Below are 17,992 nucleotides of genomic sequence, written 5' to 3'. Positions count from 1 at the left end.
TCTCCGCTCGTCTTAATTGTTGTGAGAAGTACTCGGAGCCGTGTTAATTCGTCCACGGGCGGGACCAGGCCCGCGCGCGGGCATCGCGGCGGCGGGGAAAGTCGGGACCCATAAGTGACGGTGTCGACAATCGGAGCCAACCCGCATGACCGACGACCGACCCGACGACCGGCGCCGACCGAGAGACCGGCGGCCGACGCGGTGGACGCGGACACAGGCCGCGCGGATCGAACGCACCGCCGACAACGTCGCGCCGGTCATCGACCCCCCCGCCGAGGACCCCGCCGCCGACCTCCACATCTGGGACACCTGGCTTCTCCGGGACCGACACGGCGAGATCGCCGAGATCGACGGCTGGCGCGTGCTGTTCTCGCTGACCGCCGCCGAGGAACTGCTCCCCGGCAAGCGCCACGACGTCGCCGAGATCCGCTTCTTCTACTCCCGAGACGGCACCGACTGGCGCGGCGGCGATCGCGTCTTCGAGGCCGACGCCCTCGGCCAGCGCCAGTGGGCCGGCTCCGCGCTCTACGACGACGGCGACCTCTACCTCTACTACACGGCCGCCGGCGACGAGTCGGCCGACGAACTGAACTACACCCAGCGCATCGCCGTCGGTCACGGCGGACGGTTCGAGGCCGACGACGACGGCGTGCGAAGCGAGGGCCCCTGGACGCACGAGGTCCTCCTCGACCCCGACGGCCGGTGGTACGAGACCGAAGCGCAGTCGCGCGGGATGATCTACACGTTCCGCGACCCCTGGTTCTTCGAGGACCCCGACACCGGCGAAACGCGCCTCCTCTTCGAGGCGAACACCCCGGTCCTGCCGGACAGTGACCGATGCGACGGCGACGAGACACAGCAGGAATTCAACGGGTGCGTCGGCGTCGCCAGTTCGCCCACCGGCGACCCCCTCCGGTGGGAACTCGAGCCGCCGCTCCTGGAGGCCGTCTGCGTCAATCAGGAGCTCGAACGCCCCCACGTCGTGGTCCGCGACGGCCGGTACTACCTGTTCGTCTCCAGCCATATGCACACGTTCGCGCCGGGCCTCCGCGGCTACGACGGCCTCTACGGGTTCGTCGCCGACTCGCTCCGCGGCGAGTACGAACCCCTGAACGACTCCGGGCTGGTCGTGACCAACCCCGCGAGCGTCCCCTTCCAGGCGTACTCCTGGATGGCGTTTCCCCACCGCGAGGAGATCCTCGTCCAGAGCTTCTACAACTACCGGGAGTACGCGGGCGAATCGCTCGACGGCATCGCCGACCTCTCGGAGGACGAACAGCGACGCCGGTTCGGCGGAACACTGAGCCCGACCATCAGGCTCCGCGTCGACGGCGACCGGACGCGCATCCGCGGCACGCTCGCGCACTGGCACGTCCCGACCGGGAGCGAGGCCCTCCCGGACGCCGACGAGTACCGGCCCCCCGACGGGGTCGACGTCGACAGCGACCGCCCTGGGCGATTCGAGGACCGGACGGACCGGCACAGGACCGGCGGCTACTCGCGCGGCAACTACTGATACTGATCGGTGTAGTCGCCTCCCGGCGCTCGTCGGCACCGGGGGAGGTGACTACCGGGAGACAGCAATCGGTATGCGGCTTCGCACCTACGGCGGAGTCGCACCTACTGCGGTTCCGCACCGGCCTCGGGCGACGGCGACTCCGACGCGGACGTGACCGCGGATTCGAGCTCCCAGACGGCGACGGAACCGAGCGACGCGCGGCCGCCCTCGGCCGCCACTGACAGCCCCGTGCTGTCGGCGGCGGGATACACCCGGCTCGTCAGGCAGTGCCGGTCGTTGGCGTACAGTTCGATCACCGACCCGTCCAGGAACGCGCGGAGCGACAGCGGCTCGTCGTAGGGGGTCACCGTCAGCCGCTGGACGTCGGCCGCGCCGACGCCGTCCCGGCTCGACGCCGAGCGATCGACGAGCAGGTCGCTCTCGCGCGTGTAGCGGATCGCGGTCCGCTCGTCGCGGTCGGGCGACTCGAACACCGAGAGCTCGAAGGCCGCGGCGTCCGCCAGCGACACCTCCAGCGACACCTCCAGCGTCCGGCCGCTTACCCCGAGCGAACGGCGGTCGTCGTCGAGCACCGCCGGAACCGCCGTCGACAGCCGCCGCCGTCGGAGCCGGTCCACCTCCGCGGCGGGTCGCTGCCGGAGCCGCCCGTCGTCGCCGAGCGCGAGGACGCGGGGGAGCGAAAGCGCCCCGGACCAGCCGGCGCCCCACTGCGCGCGCTCGTCGCGGGCCTCCGGGAGCCACCCCCAGGTCAGGGAGCGGTCGCCGTCCCGGAGCGACTGCGGGGCGTAGAAGTCGCCGTGGTCGAGGAGCCCGCGCGTCGCGACCTCGAACCCGCCGTCGCGGACCTCGCCGAGGAAGTACACCACGTCCTCGTAGTTGGACACGTGCAGGAGCGAGCGCTCGCCGAGGTCGAGCAGTTCGGGACACTCCCAGACGGTCCCGTGGCCGTCGCTCCCGACGAGCAGCGGGCCCTCGTACTCCCACTCGCGGAGGTCCGGCGAGGAGTACAGGAGCGCCACGCCGCCCTCGTCGACCACGCCGCTGCCGATGAGCTGGTACCACGTGTCGCCGTCGCGCCAGACCGCGTGGTCGCGGAACTCGACCTCCCAGTGCTCCGTCGAGAGCAGGTCGAGGTCCGACGGCGGCTCCTCGATCACGGGGTTGTCGGGGTCTTTCCCCCACGTGCGGAGGTCCGGGTCAGCGCTCGTCGCGAGACACGGGAGCTGCCACCGGCCGTCGCCGCCGGTGTAGAGGACCGTCGGCGTGCCGTCGTCGTCGACCGCACAGCCCGACCAGCAGCCGTCGCGGTCGGGGCCGTCCGGCGAGGGCGCGAGCGCGACCGGCTCGTCCCGCCAGTGGAGGAGGTCCTCGCTGCTGGCGTGCCCCCAGTGGATCGCGTTGTGGAACGGCCCGGCCGGGTTGTACTGGTAGAAGACGTGGTACCGGCCGTTCCACCGGATCAGTCCGTTCGGATCGTTCAGCCAGTTCGCCGGCGGAGTGAAGTGGTACCGGGGGCGGTGGTGGTCCCCGGCGAACCGCGTCCGGAGGTCGCCCAGTTCCGCGGCCGTCTTCGGCCGCGCCGGCCGCTCGGCGTCGCCGGCGAGCGCGGACAGGCACCCCGCGGCGAACGTCGATCGGGCGTCGGCGACGGCGGGGTCGGCCGGCTCGTCGAACGTGAGCGGCGCGCCGACGCCGATGACGCCGCCTCCGCGGTCCCACGAGACCACGCGCATCTCGCGGGGGGCGTCGTCGCCGCCGCGGACCGTCGAGGCGAGCACCTCGCCGCGCGACGGGACCACGCGCTCGTAGTGCGCGGTCGGGACGGCGCCGCGGTCACAGAGCGGGATCCGGGCGGAGTCGAACGCCGACACGGCCGGGTGGTCGCCGTAGAGCGGCCGCCAGAGGACGCCGACCGGTTCGGTGACGCTCTCGACGCCGACCGCGTCCGGCGGGACCGGATCGACGCCGAGCGCCTCGACGGCCGCCATCGCGCGGAGGCCGAGGAGGAGCCCCCCGCCGTCGGCGAGGAACTCGGCGAGCGGGCCGGAGACGGCAGCCGCGACCGCGTCGTCGACGGGTGCTTCGCGGTGCCACCACGCCACGTCGAACGAGCCGGCGTTCCCGCCGAACTCGGCGAGCGAGACGACCTCCGCGTCGGCCGCCCGGTCCAGGAGCCACGCCGCGGCCGCTCGCTGCTCGTCGGACAGTTTCTCCCGGTAGACGAATGCGATCCCGGTCCCGTCGCCGATCATACTACGGTTGATTCGCCCACGAGTAAAAGTCGTCCCATCTTTCGCTCCCGGTGGCCGGGGGGACCGTCGAGCCCACTCCGGGCGGTCGCCAGCGAAGCCGACGCGGCTCGTGACGGGCGGTTTAACACGCGGTCGGTCGTACGCAGAGATATGCAGACGCACATCGTGCCGGTCGGGTTCGACTACGACCGGCTCATCGCGCCCCTCATCCGGGACCAGCAGGACGTCGACCGGGTGATCCTCCTGGAGGGCGCGGTCGGCAGCGAGTCGAACGTCGAGTACTCGCGGAACCTCTCGGGCAAACTGGAGAAGGACTTCCAGAATCTGCTGGGCGCCGACACCGAGCGGGTCGTCGTCGACGACGTCTACGACTACGACGCCGCGTTCGAGCAGGCCTACGACCTCATCAACGAGGAGCTGGACGCGGCCGCCGAGTCGGAGGTCTGGGTGAACGTCTCGGCGATGCCGCGGCCGGTCTCGTTCGCCTTCGCGACGGCCGCACACTCGATCATGGTCGAGCGCCAGGAGGACCGCGAGCGCATCCACACCTACTACACCGCGCCGGAGAAGTACCTCGAAACCGAGCTCGCAGAGGAGGTCAGGGCCACGAAGGAACTGCTCGGCGAGCTTCGCTCGGGCGCCGACGTCGACGACGAGCGGATCCGCGAGCGCCACGAGTCGGCCGCGGACATCGTAGAGGAGTTCGACGAGCGCGGGACCACCATCGGCGCCAAGCGGATCGGCGACAGCCACATCGTCGAACTCCCGGTGGCGTCCTTCCGGAACGTCAAGCCGTTCGAGGAGGTCATCCTCTTCGAGCTCGGCGAGTACGGGGAGTTCGACTCGGTCTCGGAGCTCGCCGAGACGCTCGCGCGCGACATGAACGAGGAGTACACCGACTCCTTCAGGTCGAAGGTGATCTACAACGTCGACCGGCTCGGCCCCGGCGGGAAGGGCTACATCGAACAGGAGGAACACGGCAAGTCCTACCGGACGCGGCTCTCCCGGATCGGCCAGCTCTGGGTCCGCGCGCACGCCGAAGACGACGTCCTCGGCGACGAGTAGGGGCTGGAGTCGAGGCCCCGGTTTCGATCACTCCTCGTCGACGTCGAGGTGGAACTGCTCGTTTTCGACGACCGCGTTGAGGACGACGCTGGTGTTGGACTCCCGGATGTCGGCGTCGGTCAGGAGCTCCTTGATCTGGGCGTTCATCCCGTCTGTGTCCTCGAACTTCCCGACGGCGATGACGTCGTAGTCGCCCGTGACCTCGTAGACGGTGGTCATCTGCTTGTGGCCCTTCAGGTTGTCCGTGATCTCGGGGAGCGCGCTCCCTTCGACCTTCAGCTGGATGATCGCGGTGACGTCGTAGCCGAGCGCGTCGTAGTTGACCCGGGGCGTATAGCCCTCGATGACGCCTTCGTCTTCGAGATCCCGGAGGTGGTTCGAGACCGTCGTCACCGATACGTCGAGTTCTTCCGCGAGGCTGCGGAGGCTCGCGCGACCGTCGCCGAGCAGTGCGTTGATGAGTTTCGCATCGAGGTTTTCGTACGTCATTACACCCAAGATACCTCTGGGGGCATTAGAATTTTACGAATATCCAATTAGGAGAGAGACGAGAGGCATTTGCACTAAGCGATAAGGTCTTTATACTGGGAGTGTTCGGAATCGAGTGTCCAGGATATGACGGACGAAAACGCACCCACTCCCGCCGCTGACGGGGGACTCTCGGCAGAAGCACAGCGCGTCATCGACGAGATCGAAGAGAAGGACGTCGACTTCCTCCGCCTCCAGTTCACCGACATTCTGGGGACTGTAAAGAACGTCGCCGTCCCGGCCACGCAGGCCGAGAAGGCCTTCACCGAGGGCATCTACTTCGACGGGTCGAGCATCGAGGGATTCGTCCGCATCCAGGAGTCCGACATGCGGCTCAAGCCCGACCCCGAGACGTTCGCGGTCCTGCCGTGGCGCGACGGCCGCTCGGCGCGGCTCATCTGTGACGTCATCAACACCTCGACCGGCGAGCCCTTCGAGGGCGACCCGCGCCGCGTCCTGAAGAACGCCCTCGACCGCGCCGACGAGATGGGCTACGAGGTCAACGTCGCGCCCGAGCCGGAGTTCTTCCTCTTCGAGGAGGACGAGGAGGGCCGCGCGACGACGAAGACGAACGACGCCGGCGGCTACTTCGACCTCGCGCCGAAGGACCTCGCCAGCGACGTCCGCCGCGACATCATCTACGGCCTCGAACAGATGGGCTTCGAGATCGAGGCCAGCCACCACGAGGTCGCCGAGGGGCAACACGAGATCAACTTCGAGTACGACGACGCGCTGTCGACGGCCGACAACGTCGGGACGTTCCGGACGGTCGTCCGCGCCATCGCGGCCCAGCACGACTACCACGCGACGTTCATGCCCAAGCCGATCCCGAAAGTGAACGGCTCGGGGATGCACACCCACGTCTCGCTGTTCGACGAGGACGGCAACAACGCCTTCCACGACGAGGACGACGAGTTCAACCTCTCGGAGACCGCCCACTCGTTCCTCGCCGGCGTCCTCGAACACGCGCCGGCCATCACGGCCGTCGCCGACCCGACGGTGAACTCCTACAAGCGCCTCGTCCCCGGCTACGAGGCGCCGGTCTACGTCGCGTGGTCCGACCGCAACCGCTCGGCGCTCATCCGGAAGCCGGCCGCGCGCGTCCCCGCGGCCTCGCGCATCGAGCTCCGCTCGCCCGACCCGTCCTGTAACCCCTACCTCGCCTTCGCGGCGATCATCCACGCCGGTCTCGACGGCGTCGAACAGGGCCTCGAGGCGCCCGATCCGGTCCGGGAGAACATCTACGACTTCGACGAGCAGAAACGCGAGGAGTACGGCATCGACACGCTCCCCGCCAACCTCGGCGAGGCAGTCGCCGCGCTCGAGGAGGACGAGGTCATCGCGGATGCGCTCGGCGAGCACGTCTTCGAGAAGTTCGTCGAAGCCAAGAGCCAGGAGTACGACGAGTTCCGCGTCGACGTCTCCCAGTGGGAACTCGACCGCTACCTCGAGACCTACTGAGCGGCGTCAGTCCGCCCCGATTTCTTTTTTGCGCGCTGCGCACTGCCACGCGGTCGTGAGCGGCGGCTGCGGCTGTCGCGGACGATGTTACGCGTCGGCGCCGCCGCTCACGCGTCGTCGCCGGCGGCGTCGCCGACGAGAAGCGGCAGCGACAGGAGTACGACCGCGCCGACGGCGCCCGCGGCGACGACGACCCGCGCGTTCTCCGAGAGCTCGGCCGCGCCGCTCATCGCCGCGAGCGCGACGGCGAGGCCGCCGACCCCCACGGCGAGCGAGCGCGGCGAGGGATCGATCGCGGCCGCGGCCGCCTGCGGCCCGAAGCGGTACCACGAGAGCGTCCCGCCCAGGGCCGTGCCGACGCCCAAGAGGAGTTCGCTCTCGCCGGGCGCGACGGCGAGGCCGGCCAGTCCGAGGAGGAAGGCGAGGCCGAACAGCGCGGTGACGTGGCGGTGCTCGGGCGTCGCGAGCGCGCCCGTCGGATCCGACGACGAGAATCCGGGGCCGAGCGCGACGGCCGCGAGGAGGAACGCGATACCGATCCCGACGCCGGCGACGACGTCCGCGAGGTAGTGGACGCCGATCAGCACCCGCGAGAGCGCGACGACGGCGACGACGGCGCTCGCGACCCCGAGTCGGCGTCGCCAGCGTCCCCGGGTCGCCAGCACCGCGACGCCGCCCCAGAACATCGTCGAGCCGAGGGCGTGGCCGCTGGGGAAGCCGTACCCGCCGCGGTAGGAGGTCGGCGGGCGCGGGAGCGCGAAGAGGTGCTTGAGTCCGATCGTGAGCCCGATCGCACAGAGCCCGAGTCCGAGCGCGAACGCCGCAGAGCGCCGCGGGATCCCCGCCCGCTCGCCGAGCAGGTACGCCACCGCGACGAGCGAGAGGAGCAGATAGGGGTTGCCGAGGTGGGTGAGCCACCAGAACGCGGCGGCGACGGCCTCGGGCAGCGATTCGGCGAACGCCACCTCGCCGACGCCGCGGGTCGCGAGCGGCAGCGCGGTCGGGTGCATCGGTACGCCTCTCGCCGGGCGAGCGACAAATACCTGCGGGAAGCGGGACGGGCGAACCGCGCGGCGGCCGGGCCGTCAGGAGCGCCGGTCGCGGACCCAGTCGACCAGCCGGCCGGGCACGCCGAGGGCGTTGAGGCCGACGCCGAAGATCACAAAGAGGAGGTAGAGGCCGAGCGTCGAGAGGTAGATGACGAGCATCGCGACGACCGCGAGCAGGTCCGAGAGGAAGTAGAACGCAGCGATCGTGGCCGCGGTGCCGTAGAGCAGGACCAGGTACGGACCCCAGCCGCGGGCCTTCCCCCGCCGGAGGCGGCCGCGGACGTACCGGCGCATCTCGGATTTGATCTCGGGGCGGTCGACCGTCCGCGAGTCGACCTCCTCCTCGAAGGCGTCGAGGTCGGCGCGGAGTTCCTCGATCTCCCGTTCGAGTTCCTCGATGTCGGGCGCCCCGCGGGGTTCGACCTCGGTCCCGTCGTCGTCGGCCTCCTCGCTTGGCGTCGTCGCGTCGCCTTCGCTCATCGTCCGGTCGTCACGTCGGTCCCGCGGGTGTTGTAGCTGCCGGTCTCGGTCCCGAGCGGACGTGAGCGCGGCCTCGGCCGCGGGCCCGCCCGTCGAAGTCGCGGTCGCCGCCGACGAGCCCGCGGCGACGCCCGGGAGTCCGGTCCGGCCCGACAGGACCGCGTTCACGGCCGCGCCGGTGAGGACGAGCAGCCCGGAGAGGTAGAACCACGTCACGAGGAGCAGGAGGCCGCCGAGCGCGCCCGCGACGCCGCTCGTCGCCTGGGCGTAGAGCCCGAAGGCCGCGCTCAGGACCGCCCAGCCGACCGCCGCGACCAGCGCGCCCGGGAACGCCTGGCGGACGGGGACCCGGACGTCCGGGATCACGGCGTAGAGCGGCACGAACGCCGCCGCGAGGAACCCCAGGAGCACGAGCGGCCCCAGGACGTCCACGAGCGGGAGGTCGGCGACGGCGACGAGCGCGGCGACGAGCGCGACGCCGACGGTCGCGACGCCGAGCGTGACGAGCGTCACGAGCCCGTCGGAGAGCTGTCGCAGGAGCGGGCTCGTCGGGTAGCCGTAGATCCGGGCGAAGGCGACGTCGACGCCGCGGAACAGCTTCAGCGCGCCCCAGACCGTCACGGCCAAGCTCAGCGCGGAGACGGTCCCGCGGCCGGTCCCGTCCGCGAGCGCGTCGGTCACGAGCTCGGAGCCGGTCGGCAGCAGATAGCGCTGGGCGATCGACTGGACCTGGGCGGCGAGGTCCGCCCCGCCGAGGACCGTCGCGGCCACGACGGCCAGGGTCAGGATCGGCACGAGCGAGACGAGGACGTAGTAGGAGATCCCCGCCGCGAGGAACGTGACCTCGCGCTCGCGGACGGTCGCGACGACAGAGCGGGAGACGGCCGGGAGAGAGGTGCGGGCGCTCACGGCGGAGGGTTCGGCCGATCGGACAAAGAGTGTACGGGAATAGGGGGCGGGGAAATGACGAGCGGTGGCGCGGGCGGGAGACGGCTCAGTCGGCGTCCGCGTCGGCGGTCGCCTCGCGGATCTCGGGGACGGTCGCGTCGGTCTTGAACGCGGTGCCCGAGTAGTGCGCGCGGGTCGCCGCGAAGCCGGCGTCGCGGAGGTCCGCGAGGAAGTCGTCCATCGCGGGCGCCGAGCGGCTCCACTGCTTGCAGAGGCGGTGCTGGTCGTAGTGGGTCGGCGTGTCGAGTTCGGCTTCGAGCGCGTCCAACAGGCGCTCGGCGCGGGCGGCCTCGCCCATCTCCTCGCCGAGCGCGTCGGCGACGCCCCGGACGAACTCCCGATCCCGGACCGATCCGAGGTAGATCGGCCCGGCGGTGAGCAGGCGGTCGCCGCCGCAGGCGTCGCACGTCTCGGGCGGGTGGGCGACGAGGCCGTACTCGTGGGTCCGGCGGAGGCAGTCCTCGCAGTGGTGGACGTACCCCAGATCGTCGATCAGGCCGTCCGCGCGGGTCGCGCGGGCGTCGAGTTCGAGGTAGACTCGGGCGTAGTGGCGCGTGGCGTGCGAGAGGATCGGCACTGCGGCCTTGTCGTAGCGGGCGGCGGTGCGGATCAGCGCCGAGAGCAGCACTCGAAGCCCCATCTCGGGGTGGTAGTCGGTGTTCTGCGGGAGCGTCGCGTACTTGCGGATCCCCGAGCGCTGGTGGGCGCCGCAGAGCGGCGCGGTGTCGGTCGCGGTGACGCAGACCAGATTGCGGGCGTTGGCGAACGCCGCGTCCGCGAAGGGGATCGGCGTGCCGAAGGGGTCGAGATCGACGACGTCGAACACCCGCTCGCGGTCGTAGAGGAGGGCGTTGACGTCGCGCTCGACCGCCTCGCCGTCGAGGTCGTTGCGCGCGAGGTTCTCGCGGGCGAGCGCGACGGCGTCGGCGTCGACGTCGGCGCAGGTGACGTCGTAGCCCTCGGCGGCGGCGCGGACCCCGCGGATCCCGCTGGCGGCCATCGCGTCGAGGTAGGAGTCAACGCGGGGCTCGCGCTCGCGGTAGGCGCGGAGCACCGCCACTGTGACGTCGCGGTTGAGTTCCTGGGTCGGGTTGTAGAACACGTCGTCGCCGGCGCCCTCGGAGGCGCCGTCGCGGGCGTCGGGGACCGCGACCTCGACGCCGCCCTCACGAACGTCCATAGCGGGGGAGGACGCTCCGCGGCGAAAAGCGATGCGATGCGAACTGACGGGCACCGGTGGGATTTTGTCCGGGCCCTGGCAACCCACGGGCGTGAGCGACGGCGGCGACTCCGAGAGCGGTCGCGATCCGACCGAGGAGCGCCGGGACTCCGCCGACAGCGACGTCCAGGGCTCCGACGGGGAGTCCGAAGCCGGTCCCGACGTCGGACCCGAATCCGGGACCGCACCCGAACCGTACGTCGTCCCGACCGACGCGGGCGACGAGCGCGAGACCGCCTGGCGCCGGGAGCTGGAGCGCGAGGGCGAACTGACGCCGGGCGCGGTCGAGACCATCGTCGACCTCCACGACGGCCGCGGCGCCCGGGCGGTCGAGGCCGTCTCGGAGGGGCGGATCAAGCGCTACCGGGACTTCACGGTCGTCGTCGGCCACGAGGACGAGTACGTCGTCGAGGACGGCGGCTGCACCTGCAAGGACAGCGAGTACAACCTCGATCCCGAGGAGCCGCTGGAGCGGTGCTGGCACGTCCTCGCGGTGGCGATCGCCGAGCGCATCGGCGAGGTCGACCGCCACGAGATGTGGTACTCCGAGGTGCGGGACTTCCTGTAGCGCCACGCACACTTATTCCGACTCGGCCACAGCGTGGACGTATGCGGGCCGCGAGACTCCACGAGTACACCGACGAGATGAGCGAGGCGCTCTCAATCGACGAGGTGGACCGACCCGAGACGTCCCGGTCGGACGGCGTCGTCGTCCGGGTCGAGGGCGCGGGCTGGTGCCAGACGGACAACCACATCATCGAGGGGATGTGGACCGACTACGTCGACCAGGACCTCCCGATGACCCTCGGCCACGAGAACGCCGGCGAGGTCGTCGAGGTCGGCGGCGAGGTCACGACCGTCGACGTGGGGGACAAAGTGATCTGCCACCCGGTGATGACCTGCGGGACCTGTCGCCAGTGTCGCCTCGGTGAGGATATGTACTGCGAGAACCTCTCGTTTCCGGGGCTGACGACCGACGGCGGCTTCGCCGAGTACCTCCTGACGAGCGAGCGCGCGACGATCCCCCTCCCGGACGGCGTCGACCCGGCCGAGATCGCGCCGCACGCCGACGCCGGGATCACGGCCTACCACGCGGTGAAGAAGGCCGTCGACGAGCTGAACCCCGGCGACCCGGCGGTGGTGATCGGCGTCGGCGGCCCCGGCCATATCGGCCTCCAGTGCCTCGACGCGATGAGCGCCGCGAACGTCGTCGCGCTCGACGTGAAGGAGGCGGCCAGGGACCTCGCGTCCGACCTCGGCGCGCGGCACACGATCGACCCCAGTTCCGAGGACGTCGCCGCCGCGATCGACGACCTCACCGACGGCCACGGCGCCGAGCAGGTCGTCGACTTCGTCGGCGCCGACGAGACGACGGGCTACGCGCCCGACATCGTCGCGCCCGGCGGCGACCACCACGTCGTCGGCTACGGCGGCCACGTCCACGAGCCCGCCCAGGCGCTCGTCGACGGGGAGTTCTCCTACCGGGGGACGCTCGTCGGCCGCTACACCGAACTGCAGGAGCTCGTCCGCCTCGTGGAGCGCGGCGACGTCGAGCTCCGAACGTCCAGATACGACCTCTCGGCGATCAACGCCGTCGCCGAGAAGCTCGAACACGGCGAGATCGAGGGGCGCGCCGTCATCACGCCCTGATGGGGAGGATCCGGGCCGCGCGGCCGGCTCTCCGCACCGTTTTTACCCCGCCTCGGCGAACGGCCGACAATGCCCACGATCGACGAGAAGCGCGTGTACACGGACAACGCGGGGACCGAGACCGTCTACCTCGCGACGGGCCTGGGCGTCGTCGCCGTCGCCGTCTCCGACGACCTGATCGGGGAGTTCGGGATCGCCCACCGGTGTGCGGCGCGCGACGTCGCGACCGCGGGCTCGCTCGTCGCGGTCGCGACAGACGAGACCGTCCTCCTCGCCGACCGGAGCGAGAGCGACGCCGGGGACGCCGAGGGCGGCTCCACCGTCGTCGCCGCCGAGGGGCTCTCCTTCGCCGAGACAGGCTTCGGCCCGGCGACGGCGGTCGGCTTCGACGACGGCGCGCTCGTCGCGGGCGACGGGGACGGACGGGTCGCGCGGCTGACGGACCCGGCTCCCGACACCGCGGCCGAGGACGGGTGGACCGACCTCGGGACGGCGGGCTCGGTGCGCGCCGTCGACGGTGGCCTCGTCGCCGCCGCCGACGGCGTCTACCGGATCGGGTCGTCGCTCACTCACGCCGGCCTCGACGACGCGCGCGACGTCGACGCCGAGCCGCTCGCCGCGACGGGAGCGGGGCTCTACAAGCTCGGCAACGGCTGGATGGACGTCCTCGACGGGGCGGTCGACGCCGTCGACGCGGCGGGCGAGCGCGCGCAGGCCGTCCGCGATGGCGAACTCTACGTCCGGACCGCCGCGGGCGCGACCCAGGAGTGGCGCGCCGAGGAACTTCCGGTCGACGAGCCGGTCGCGGCCGTGGCCCACGGCATCGAGGCCTCCTACGCCGTCACGGAAGACGGGACGTTCGCCGTGCGGCTGCCGGACGGCGAGTGGCGCTACCGAGGCGTCGGCGTCCGCGACGTCGTGGCCGCCGCGGTGTAGGCGGCCCTCTCATACTGATAGTGAATATCGGCGAACGTCGCCACCGTTCGCGGCCGTCTCCGGTCCGAGACGACACCAATCGGAATCATCCGTCCGAGTACTCGGGCCGTCGCGCCAACTGGACTGTGAGCTTGTGACGACGGCCGTTCCGGAGGACCGTGAGGGAGACCGACTCGCCGGGACGAGTGTGCAACAGGAGGTAGCGAGCCAGCTCCTGTCTGGTCTGGATGGTCCGCCCGTCGATCCGAACGACGATGTCGCCGCCGACGGGGATCGCGCGTCCGGCGTCGGTATACTCCGTCGCCGCCGGACGGACGATCCCGCTGGCCGGGCTGTTCGGGAGGAGTTCCGTCACGATGGCGCCGCGCGTCTCCGAGAGCCCGTTCGCGGCGGCGATGATCGGCGTCACTGTTTCGGTCCGGACGCCCAGATAGGGGTGGTGGAACGACCCCCTCTCGACCAGCGCCGGGACGACGCGCCGGAGGACGTCGGCGGAGATGGCGAACCCGACGTTGTCGCCGCGGGTAGCGCGGTTGACCCCGACCACGGTGCCGTTCAGCGAGAGCAGGGGTCCGCCGCTGTTCCCAGGGTTGATCGGGGCGTCGGTCTGGATCGTGTCCGGGATCGTGAACCCCAGGTTCGTCGGCATCGATCGGTTGACCCCACTGACGATTCCGTGGGTGATCGTGCCTTCCAGCCCGAACGGGCTCCCGAGCGCCACAACTGGTTCGCCGGGCCTGACCGACCCGTTCGTGATCGGCAGCGGGGTCGCGAACGAGGGACGTCCGTCGACGTCGATCACGGCGAGGTCGGTGTAGACGTCCGTCCCGATCACCTCGCCGATCGCCCACTCCCCGTTTCTGAACCGGACCATCACCGTCTCGGCACGCCTGACGACGTGGCGGTTGGTGACGATCCGCCCTTGCGCGTCGTACACGAAGCCGGACCCGGTCGCGATTCCGCCGGTCGTGCGAACGACCTTGATCTTGACGACCGAGTCGATCGTGTGCCGGTAGAGTCGACGGTACGAGTCGGGCGCCGCCGGACCGACGGTGTGGGCGGCGCGTACGTTCCGCGTGGTCGTCAGCGGCGCGTGTGGAGTCGTCGACTCGGCGGGCGTGGCGGGCGACGCGGCCGGGGCGGGTGTGGAGGGCGATATCCCCCCGCCCGACCCCGTCGACGACCGGGAGTCGGCGGTGCCACCGACGAACCCCTGACAGCCCGCTGTGAGCATCAGTACCGCAACGGCGACGGCGAGAACCGTTCGACCCATCGGATCGGGATCCGGAGCGGAGCGTATTAACCGTGGCTCTCGCCGCCGAACGGAATCGACTCGGACGGAAAGGGGTTTTACCGCGCGTCGTGAGACATCGGATATGATCGTACCCGGCGGATCCTCGCAGGCCCTCGCGGCGGCGCTCTCGGCGGAGCTGGGCGAGCCGCTCGCGGCCGTGACCTACGACCGCTTCCCCGACGGCGAGACGTACGCCGCCGTCCCCGAGTTCGACGCCGAGCGCGCGGTGGTGGTCGCGACGACCGACTCGAACGACGCGTGGGTCGAACTGCTCCAGCTCCAGGACGCCGTCCGCGAGGGCGGCGCGAGAGAGGTCGTGACCGTCCTCCCGTATATGGGCTACGCGCGCCAGGACCGCGCTTTCGAGGACGGCGGTCCCGTCTCGGCGCGGGCGATGGCGCGGGCGGTCTCGACGGGCACCGACCGCGTCGTGCTCGTGAATCCGCACGAGACCTCGATTTCGGACTTCTTCGACGTCCACGTCACCGTCTGCGACGCCGCCGGGCGCCTGGCCGAACCCCTCCCCGGGGATCTGACCGACCCGCTCTTTCTCGCGCCCGATGCCGGCGCGGTCGAGCTCGCGGAGTCGGCGTGTGCGGCCTACGGGCGCGGCGAGACCGACTACTTCGAGAAGACGCGCCACTCCGGGACCGACGTCGAGGTCACTCCGAGCGACGCCGACGGCCGAGGGCGGGACGTCGTGATCGTCGACGACATCGTCGCGACCGGGTCGACGATGAGCGAGGCCATCGCGCACCTGAACGACGGCGGAGCCGAGCGGGTCTTCGCGACCTGCGTCCACCCGCTCTTGGCCCGGAGCGCCCGCACGAAACTGGAACGCGCCGGCGTCGAGCGGATCGTCGGCACCGACACGATCGAGCGGGACGTCAGCGCCGTCTCGGTCGCGCCGGTCGTCGCCAGCGCGGTCGACGCCGTCGAAGTCGCCTAAGGATCGATGACCGACGACGGGAACGGGACCGAAAGCGGCGATCCGGACCCGCTGTTTCCCGAGGACCGACACGTCCTCGAAGCCGACTGCGCGCGCTGTCCCGACCTGGTGGCGTGTCGCGAGCGCATCTCGTGTGGCACCGGCGACCGCGACGCCGCGGTGCTGGCGATCGGCGAGGCGCCGGGCGCGGGCGCTCCCGACGCCGAGACCTGGCGCGGCGGCAACTGGACCGGCCGGGTGTACACGACTCGCCACTCGGGGCGCCGAATTCGGAAACTGCTCGCGGACGCCGGCCACCCCGACGCGTACGTCACGAACGCCGTCAAATGCTTCCCGTGCGACGGCGCGGGGTCGAACCGCGAGCCCACCGCCGACGAGCGGGCGAACTGCCGGGCCCACCTCGAACGCGAACTCGACGCCGTCGACCCGGCTGTCGTCGTCGCGACCGGAAAGCACGCGACGACGAGCGTGCTGGCGCTCGACGATAGGGAATTAGATGGGTTTGTCGACTCGATCCTGGAGCCGATCGACCTCGAATCGGCGGACGCAACGCTGCTGCCGATCCTACATCCCTCGTATCAGGACGTCTGGCGCGCCCGACTCGGCTACGACGACGGCGAGTATCGGGACGCGGTCTGCGAGGCGATCCGGGACGCGGTCGGCGAACGGGCGTGAGTCGCGGCGACGAGGGATCCGAGGGCATTCCTCCGAGGCGGTCACGGTCCCGGAGCCCGAACCGGACGCGGACCCGCGCCCGAACACAGACCGAACTTACTTCGGCGATCCGTACGACCGAACGCGTATGAGCGACGATCCGACCATCTTCGAGCAGATCATCGACGGCGACATCCCCGGGCGCATCGTCTACGAGACCGAGACGGTCGCGGCCTTCCTCGACGCCAATCCCCTCGCGCCGGGCCACACCCTCGTCGTCCCGAAGGAGCCCTACGAGCGCCTCGACGAGCTGCCCGACGACGTCGCCGCGGACGTCTGGGCCGCCGTCCAGGAGCTGACGCCGCGGATCGAAGGCGCCGTCGACGCCGACGCGACGACCGTCGGGGTCAACAACGGCCCGGCGGCGGGCCAGGAGGTCCCCCACGTCCACGTCCACGTCGTGCCGCGGTTCGAGGGCGACGGCGGCGGGCCGATCCACGCCGTCGCCGGGTCGCGGCCGAACCTCTCCGACGCGGAGATGGACGAGATCGCGGCGGACATCGAAGCGAGCGACTGAGCGGCCGACGCCGACCCCTTCTCGCATCCGCGGCCGACCGGATCACTTAAATCCGAGTGCGCGGCCAGGTGCGGTATGTCAGACACAGACCGCGGGACGGCGTCAGTCGTCGCGTTCGCGGGTGCGACGGGCGGCGCGGGCACGACGCGGACGGTTGTCGAAGTCGCCGCCGCGCTCGCGGCCGACGGGCGCGAGGTGTGCGTCGTCGACGCCGCGTACGCGACCCAGGGCCTCGGCGAGTACCTCGACGGACGGCTCGCGCCCGACGTGACCGCGCTCGTGACCGACGAGCGCGACGCCGACCTCGGCGCCGGACTGGTCGGGATGGATCTCGGCGTCTCGGGGCGGGTGGCGGTCGCGCCGGCGAACGCGCCCTTCGAGCGGTTCGCGCGGGCGAAGACGGTCGAGGCCGCCGAAGCCCTCGAAGCGCGGATCGAGACGGCGGCCGCGCGGTTCGATCACGTCCTCCTCGACGTCCCGCCGATCGCGGCGAACCAGGCCGTCGCCGCGGTGAACGCCGCGGACCGGATTGCCGTCGTCGCACCGGGGTCCGACAGAGGGACGGAAGCCGTCCAGCGGACGCACGAGCGCCTCGCCGACGTCGGGGCCGAGGCGTCCCTCGTGGTCGCGGTCCGCGGCGACGGGGTCGGTGATCTGTCGATCCCGGCGACGAAAGCGACCGAGGCCGCGGCTGCCCCCGCGTGTCTCGGCGCGACCGGCGCGTTCGCTGCCGCGATCGAGCGGGTCGCCGCCGCGGCGGTCGGCGAGGAGATCGTCGTGCCCGAAGCGGACAGCGGCTTCCTGGGAACGGTCGGGGAGTACGTGGGCCGATAGGAGAGCAGTCGCAGAACCGAATCCGGGCGGCTACCGGAGGTCGCCGCCGGCGCTCATCGTCTCCGCCAGGGCGTCGCGCTTCGAGACGAGGGCGTCGCCGGCGATCGGCGCCGACGCGTCCCGGCGGACCGCCTCGGCGAGTTCGGGGATCGGTTCGTGGGTCTCGACGTACGCCGCGAGCGCGAACTCCGCCTCGTTGGCGCCGGTGAGTTCCAGCGCCTCCGCCCGCGCGATGTGGCCGTCGAGCCAGTCGCGGAGCACGCGGCGGGCCGTCGGGGCGAGCGGCGTCACGCCCTCGAAGCCGCAGCGGTGGAGGAATTTCGCGGCCGTGACCTCCGCGACCGCGGCCGCCCCGGCCGCGTCGCCGACGCTGCCGCCCGACTCGTAGCCGTCGAGAACCTCGCCCGCGGCGACGGCCGAGCACGGCAGCTCGTCCTCGTACGCGCGGAGGCGGGCGTCGCGGTCGACGCCCGTGTCGTCGACGGTCGCCACGCCGCGGTCGACCTGCGCCGTCGTCAGTTCCAGTCCCGCCGCGATGTCCGACAGACTCATCGCTCGACTCTCCCGCGCGATCGCA

17 protein-coding genes are annotated in these 17,992 nt (G+C 71.3%); 10 read left to right on the top strand and 7 right to left on the bottom strand.

Annotated features, from left to right (window positions below):
- Positions 1 to 145 precede the first annotated feature (145 nt).
- Entirely contained in the window at positions 146 to 1,516 is a 1,371-nt protein-coding gene (locus tag ACQUQ0_RS03010; protein ID WP_435183089.1) for a glycoside hydrolase family 68 protein, read from the top strand.
- A gap of 104 nt (positions 1,517 to 1,620) precedes the next feature.
- On the opposite strand, the gene ACQUQ0_RS03005 is transcribed toward ACQUQ0_RS03010, so the two are convergent.
- Positions 1,621 to 3,771: a glycoside hydrolase family 32 protein gene (locus ACQUQ0_RS03005; RefSeq protein WP_435183088.1), complete on the bottom strand. Its 2,151-nt coding sequence runs from the start codon at positions 3,769 to 3,771 to the stop codon at positions 1,621 to 1,623.
- Between the two features lie 150 nt (positions 3,772 to 3,921).
- Here ACQUQ0_RS03005 and ACQUQ0_RS03000 point away from each other — a divergent pair, with 150 nt between their 5' ends.
- A complete protein-coding gene (locus ACQUQ0_RS03000; protein ID WP_435183086.1) occupies positions 3,922 to 4,836 on the top strand; it encodes an HFX_2341 family transcriptional regulator in 915 nt (304 codons plus the stop codon).
- A gap of 27 nt (positions 4,837 to 4,863) precedes the next feature.
- Here the strand turns inward: ACQUQ0_RS03000 and lrp are convergent, their stop codons facing one another.
- Complete coding sequence (lrp, locus tag ACQUQ0_RS02995; protein ID WP_435183083.1) at positions 4,864 to 5,325, bottom strand: HTH-type transcriptional regulator Lrp; 462 nt, start codon at positions 5,323 to 5,325, stop codon at positions 4,864 to 4,866.
- A 126-nt stretch (positions 5,326 to 5,451) separates the two neighbouring features.
- Between lrp and glnA the strand changes: the two genes are divergently transcribed.
- Positions 5,452 to 6,825, top strand: coding sequence for a type I glutamate--ammonia ligase (gene glnA, locus ACQUQ0_RS02990; RefSeq protein ID WP_435183081.1), 1,374 nt, complete (start codon positions 5,452 to 5,454; stop codon positions 6,823 to 6,825).
- 107 nt (positions 6,826 to 6,932) lie between these two features.
- On the opposite strand, the gene ACQUQ0_RS02985 is transcribed toward glnA, so the two are convergent.
- The 3 genes from ACQUQ0_RS02985 to ACQUQ0_RS02975 all read right to left on the bottom strand — a co-directional run bounded on the left by ACQUQ0_RS02985 (position 6,933) and on the right by ACQUQ0_RS02975 (position 10,482).
- On the bottom strand, positions 6,933 to 7,835 hold the full coding sequence (locus tag ACQUQ0_RS02985) for a phosphatase PAP2 family protein (protein WP_435183080.1): 903 nt from the start codon (positions 7,833 to 7,835) through the stop codon (positions 6,933 to 6,935).
- 75 nt (positions 7,836 to 7,910) lie between these two features.
- Positions 7,911 to 9,263, bottom strand: coding sequence for a YhjD/YihY/BrkB family envelope integrity protein (locus ACQUQ0_RS02980; protein ID WP_435183079.1), 1,353 nt, complete (start codon positions 9,261 to 9,263; stop codon positions 7,911 to 7,913).
- Between the two features lie 85 nt (positions 9,264 to 9,348).
- Entirely contained in the window at positions 9,349 to 10,482 is a 1,134-nt protein-coding gene (locus ACQUQ0_RS02975) for a tRNA (guanine(26)-N(2))-dimethyltransferase (RefSeq protein WP_435183078.1), read from the bottom strand.
- 289 nt (positions 10,483 to 10,771) lie between these two features.
- Here ACQUQ0_RS02975 and ACQUQ0_RS02970 point away from each other — a divergent pair, with 289 nt between their 5' ends.
- The 3 genes from ACQUQ0_RS02970 to ACQUQ0_RS02960 all read left to right on the top strand — a co-directional run bounded on the left by ACQUQ0_RS02970 (position 10,772) and on the right by ACQUQ0_RS02960 (position 13,107).
- Positions 10,772 to 11,089 (top strand): hypothetical protein, encoded by a 318-nt coding sequence (locus ACQUQ0_RS02970; protein WP_372391492.1) that lies wholly within the window; start codon positions 10,772 to 10,774, stop codon positions 11,087 to 11,089.
- A 41-nt stretch (positions 11,090 to 11,130) separates the two neighbouring features.
- On the top strand, positions 11,131 to 12,171 hold the full coding sequence (locus tag ACQUQ0_RS02965) for an NAD(P)-dependent alcohol dehydrogenase (RefSeq protein WP_435183076.1): 1,041 nt from the start codon (positions 11,131 to 11,133) through the stop codon (positions 12,169 to 12,171).
- Between the two features lie 69 nt (positions 12,172 to 12,240).
- A complete protein-coding gene (locus tag ACQUQ0_RS02960) occupies positions 12,241 to 13,107 on the top strand; it encodes an HVO_0234 family beta-propeller protein (protein WP_435183074.1) in 867 nt (288 codons plus the stop codon).
- Between the two features lie 85 nt (positions 13,108 to 13,192).
- On the opposite strand, the gene ACQUQ0_RS02955 is transcribed toward ACQUQ0_RS02960, so the two are convergent.
- On the bottom strand, positions 13,193 to 14,380 hold the full coding sequence (locus ACQUQ0_RS02955) for a S1C family serine protease (protein WP_435183072.1): 1,188 nt from the start codon (positions 14,378 to 14,380) through the stop codon (positions 13,193 to 13,195).
- 103 nt (positions 14,381 to 14,483) lie between these two features.
- Between ACQUQ0_RS02955 and ACQUQ0_RS02950 the strand changes: the two genes are divergently transcribed.
- The 4 genes from ACQUQ0_RS02950 to ACQUQ0_RS02935 all read left to right on the top strand — a co-directional run bounded on the left by ACQUQ0_RS02950 (position 14,484) and on the right by ACQUQ0_RS02935 (position 17,415).
- On the top strand, positions 14,484 to 15,350 hold the full coding sequence (locus ACQUQ0_RS02950; protein ID WP_435183071.1) for a ribose-phosphate diphosphokinase: 867 nt from the start codon (positions 14,484 to 14,486) through the stop codon (positions 15,348 to 15,350).
- A gap of 6 nt (positions 15,351 to 15,356) precedes the next feature.
- Positions 15,357 to 16,025 carry a uracil-DNA glycosylase gene (locus ACQUQ0_RS02945; protein WP_435183070.1) on the top strand — a complete coding sequence of 223 codons (669 nt, stop codon included), beginning with the start codon at positions 15,357 to 15,359 and terminating at the stop codon, positions 16,023 to 16,025.
- Positions 16,026 to 16,152: 127 nt separating this feature from the next.
- A complete protein-coding gene (locus ACQUQ0_RS02940; protein ID WP_435183069.1) occupies positions 16,153 to 16,581 on the top strand; it encodes an HIT family protein in 429 nt (142 codons plus the stop codon).
- A gap of 75 nt (positions 16,582 to 16,656) precedes the next feature.
- A complete protein-coding gene (locus ACQUQ0_RS02935; RefSeq protein ID WP_435183068.1) occupies positions 16,657 to 17,415 on the top strand; it encodes an AAA family ATPase in 759 nt (252 codons plus the stop codon).
- 30 nt (positions 17,416 to 17,445) lie between these two features.
- On the opposite strand, the gene ACQUQ0_RS02930 is transcribed toward ACQUQ0_RS02935, so the two are convergent.
- Entirely contained in the window at positions 17,446 to 17,967 is a 522-nt protein-coding gene (locus ACQUQ0_RS02930; RefSeq protein WP_435183066.1) for a hypothetical protein, read from the bottom strand.
- Between the last annotated feature and the right edge of the window lie 25 nt (positions 17,968 to 17,992).

The sequence above is a fragment of the Halobellus sp. EA9 genome, from assembly GCF_051195055.1.
Lineage (GTDB): Archaea > Halobacteriota > Halobacteria > Halobacteriales > Haloferacaceae > Haloquadratum > Haloquadratum rubicundus.
This window is presented reverse-complemented; position numbering and strand designations above follow the sequence as displayed.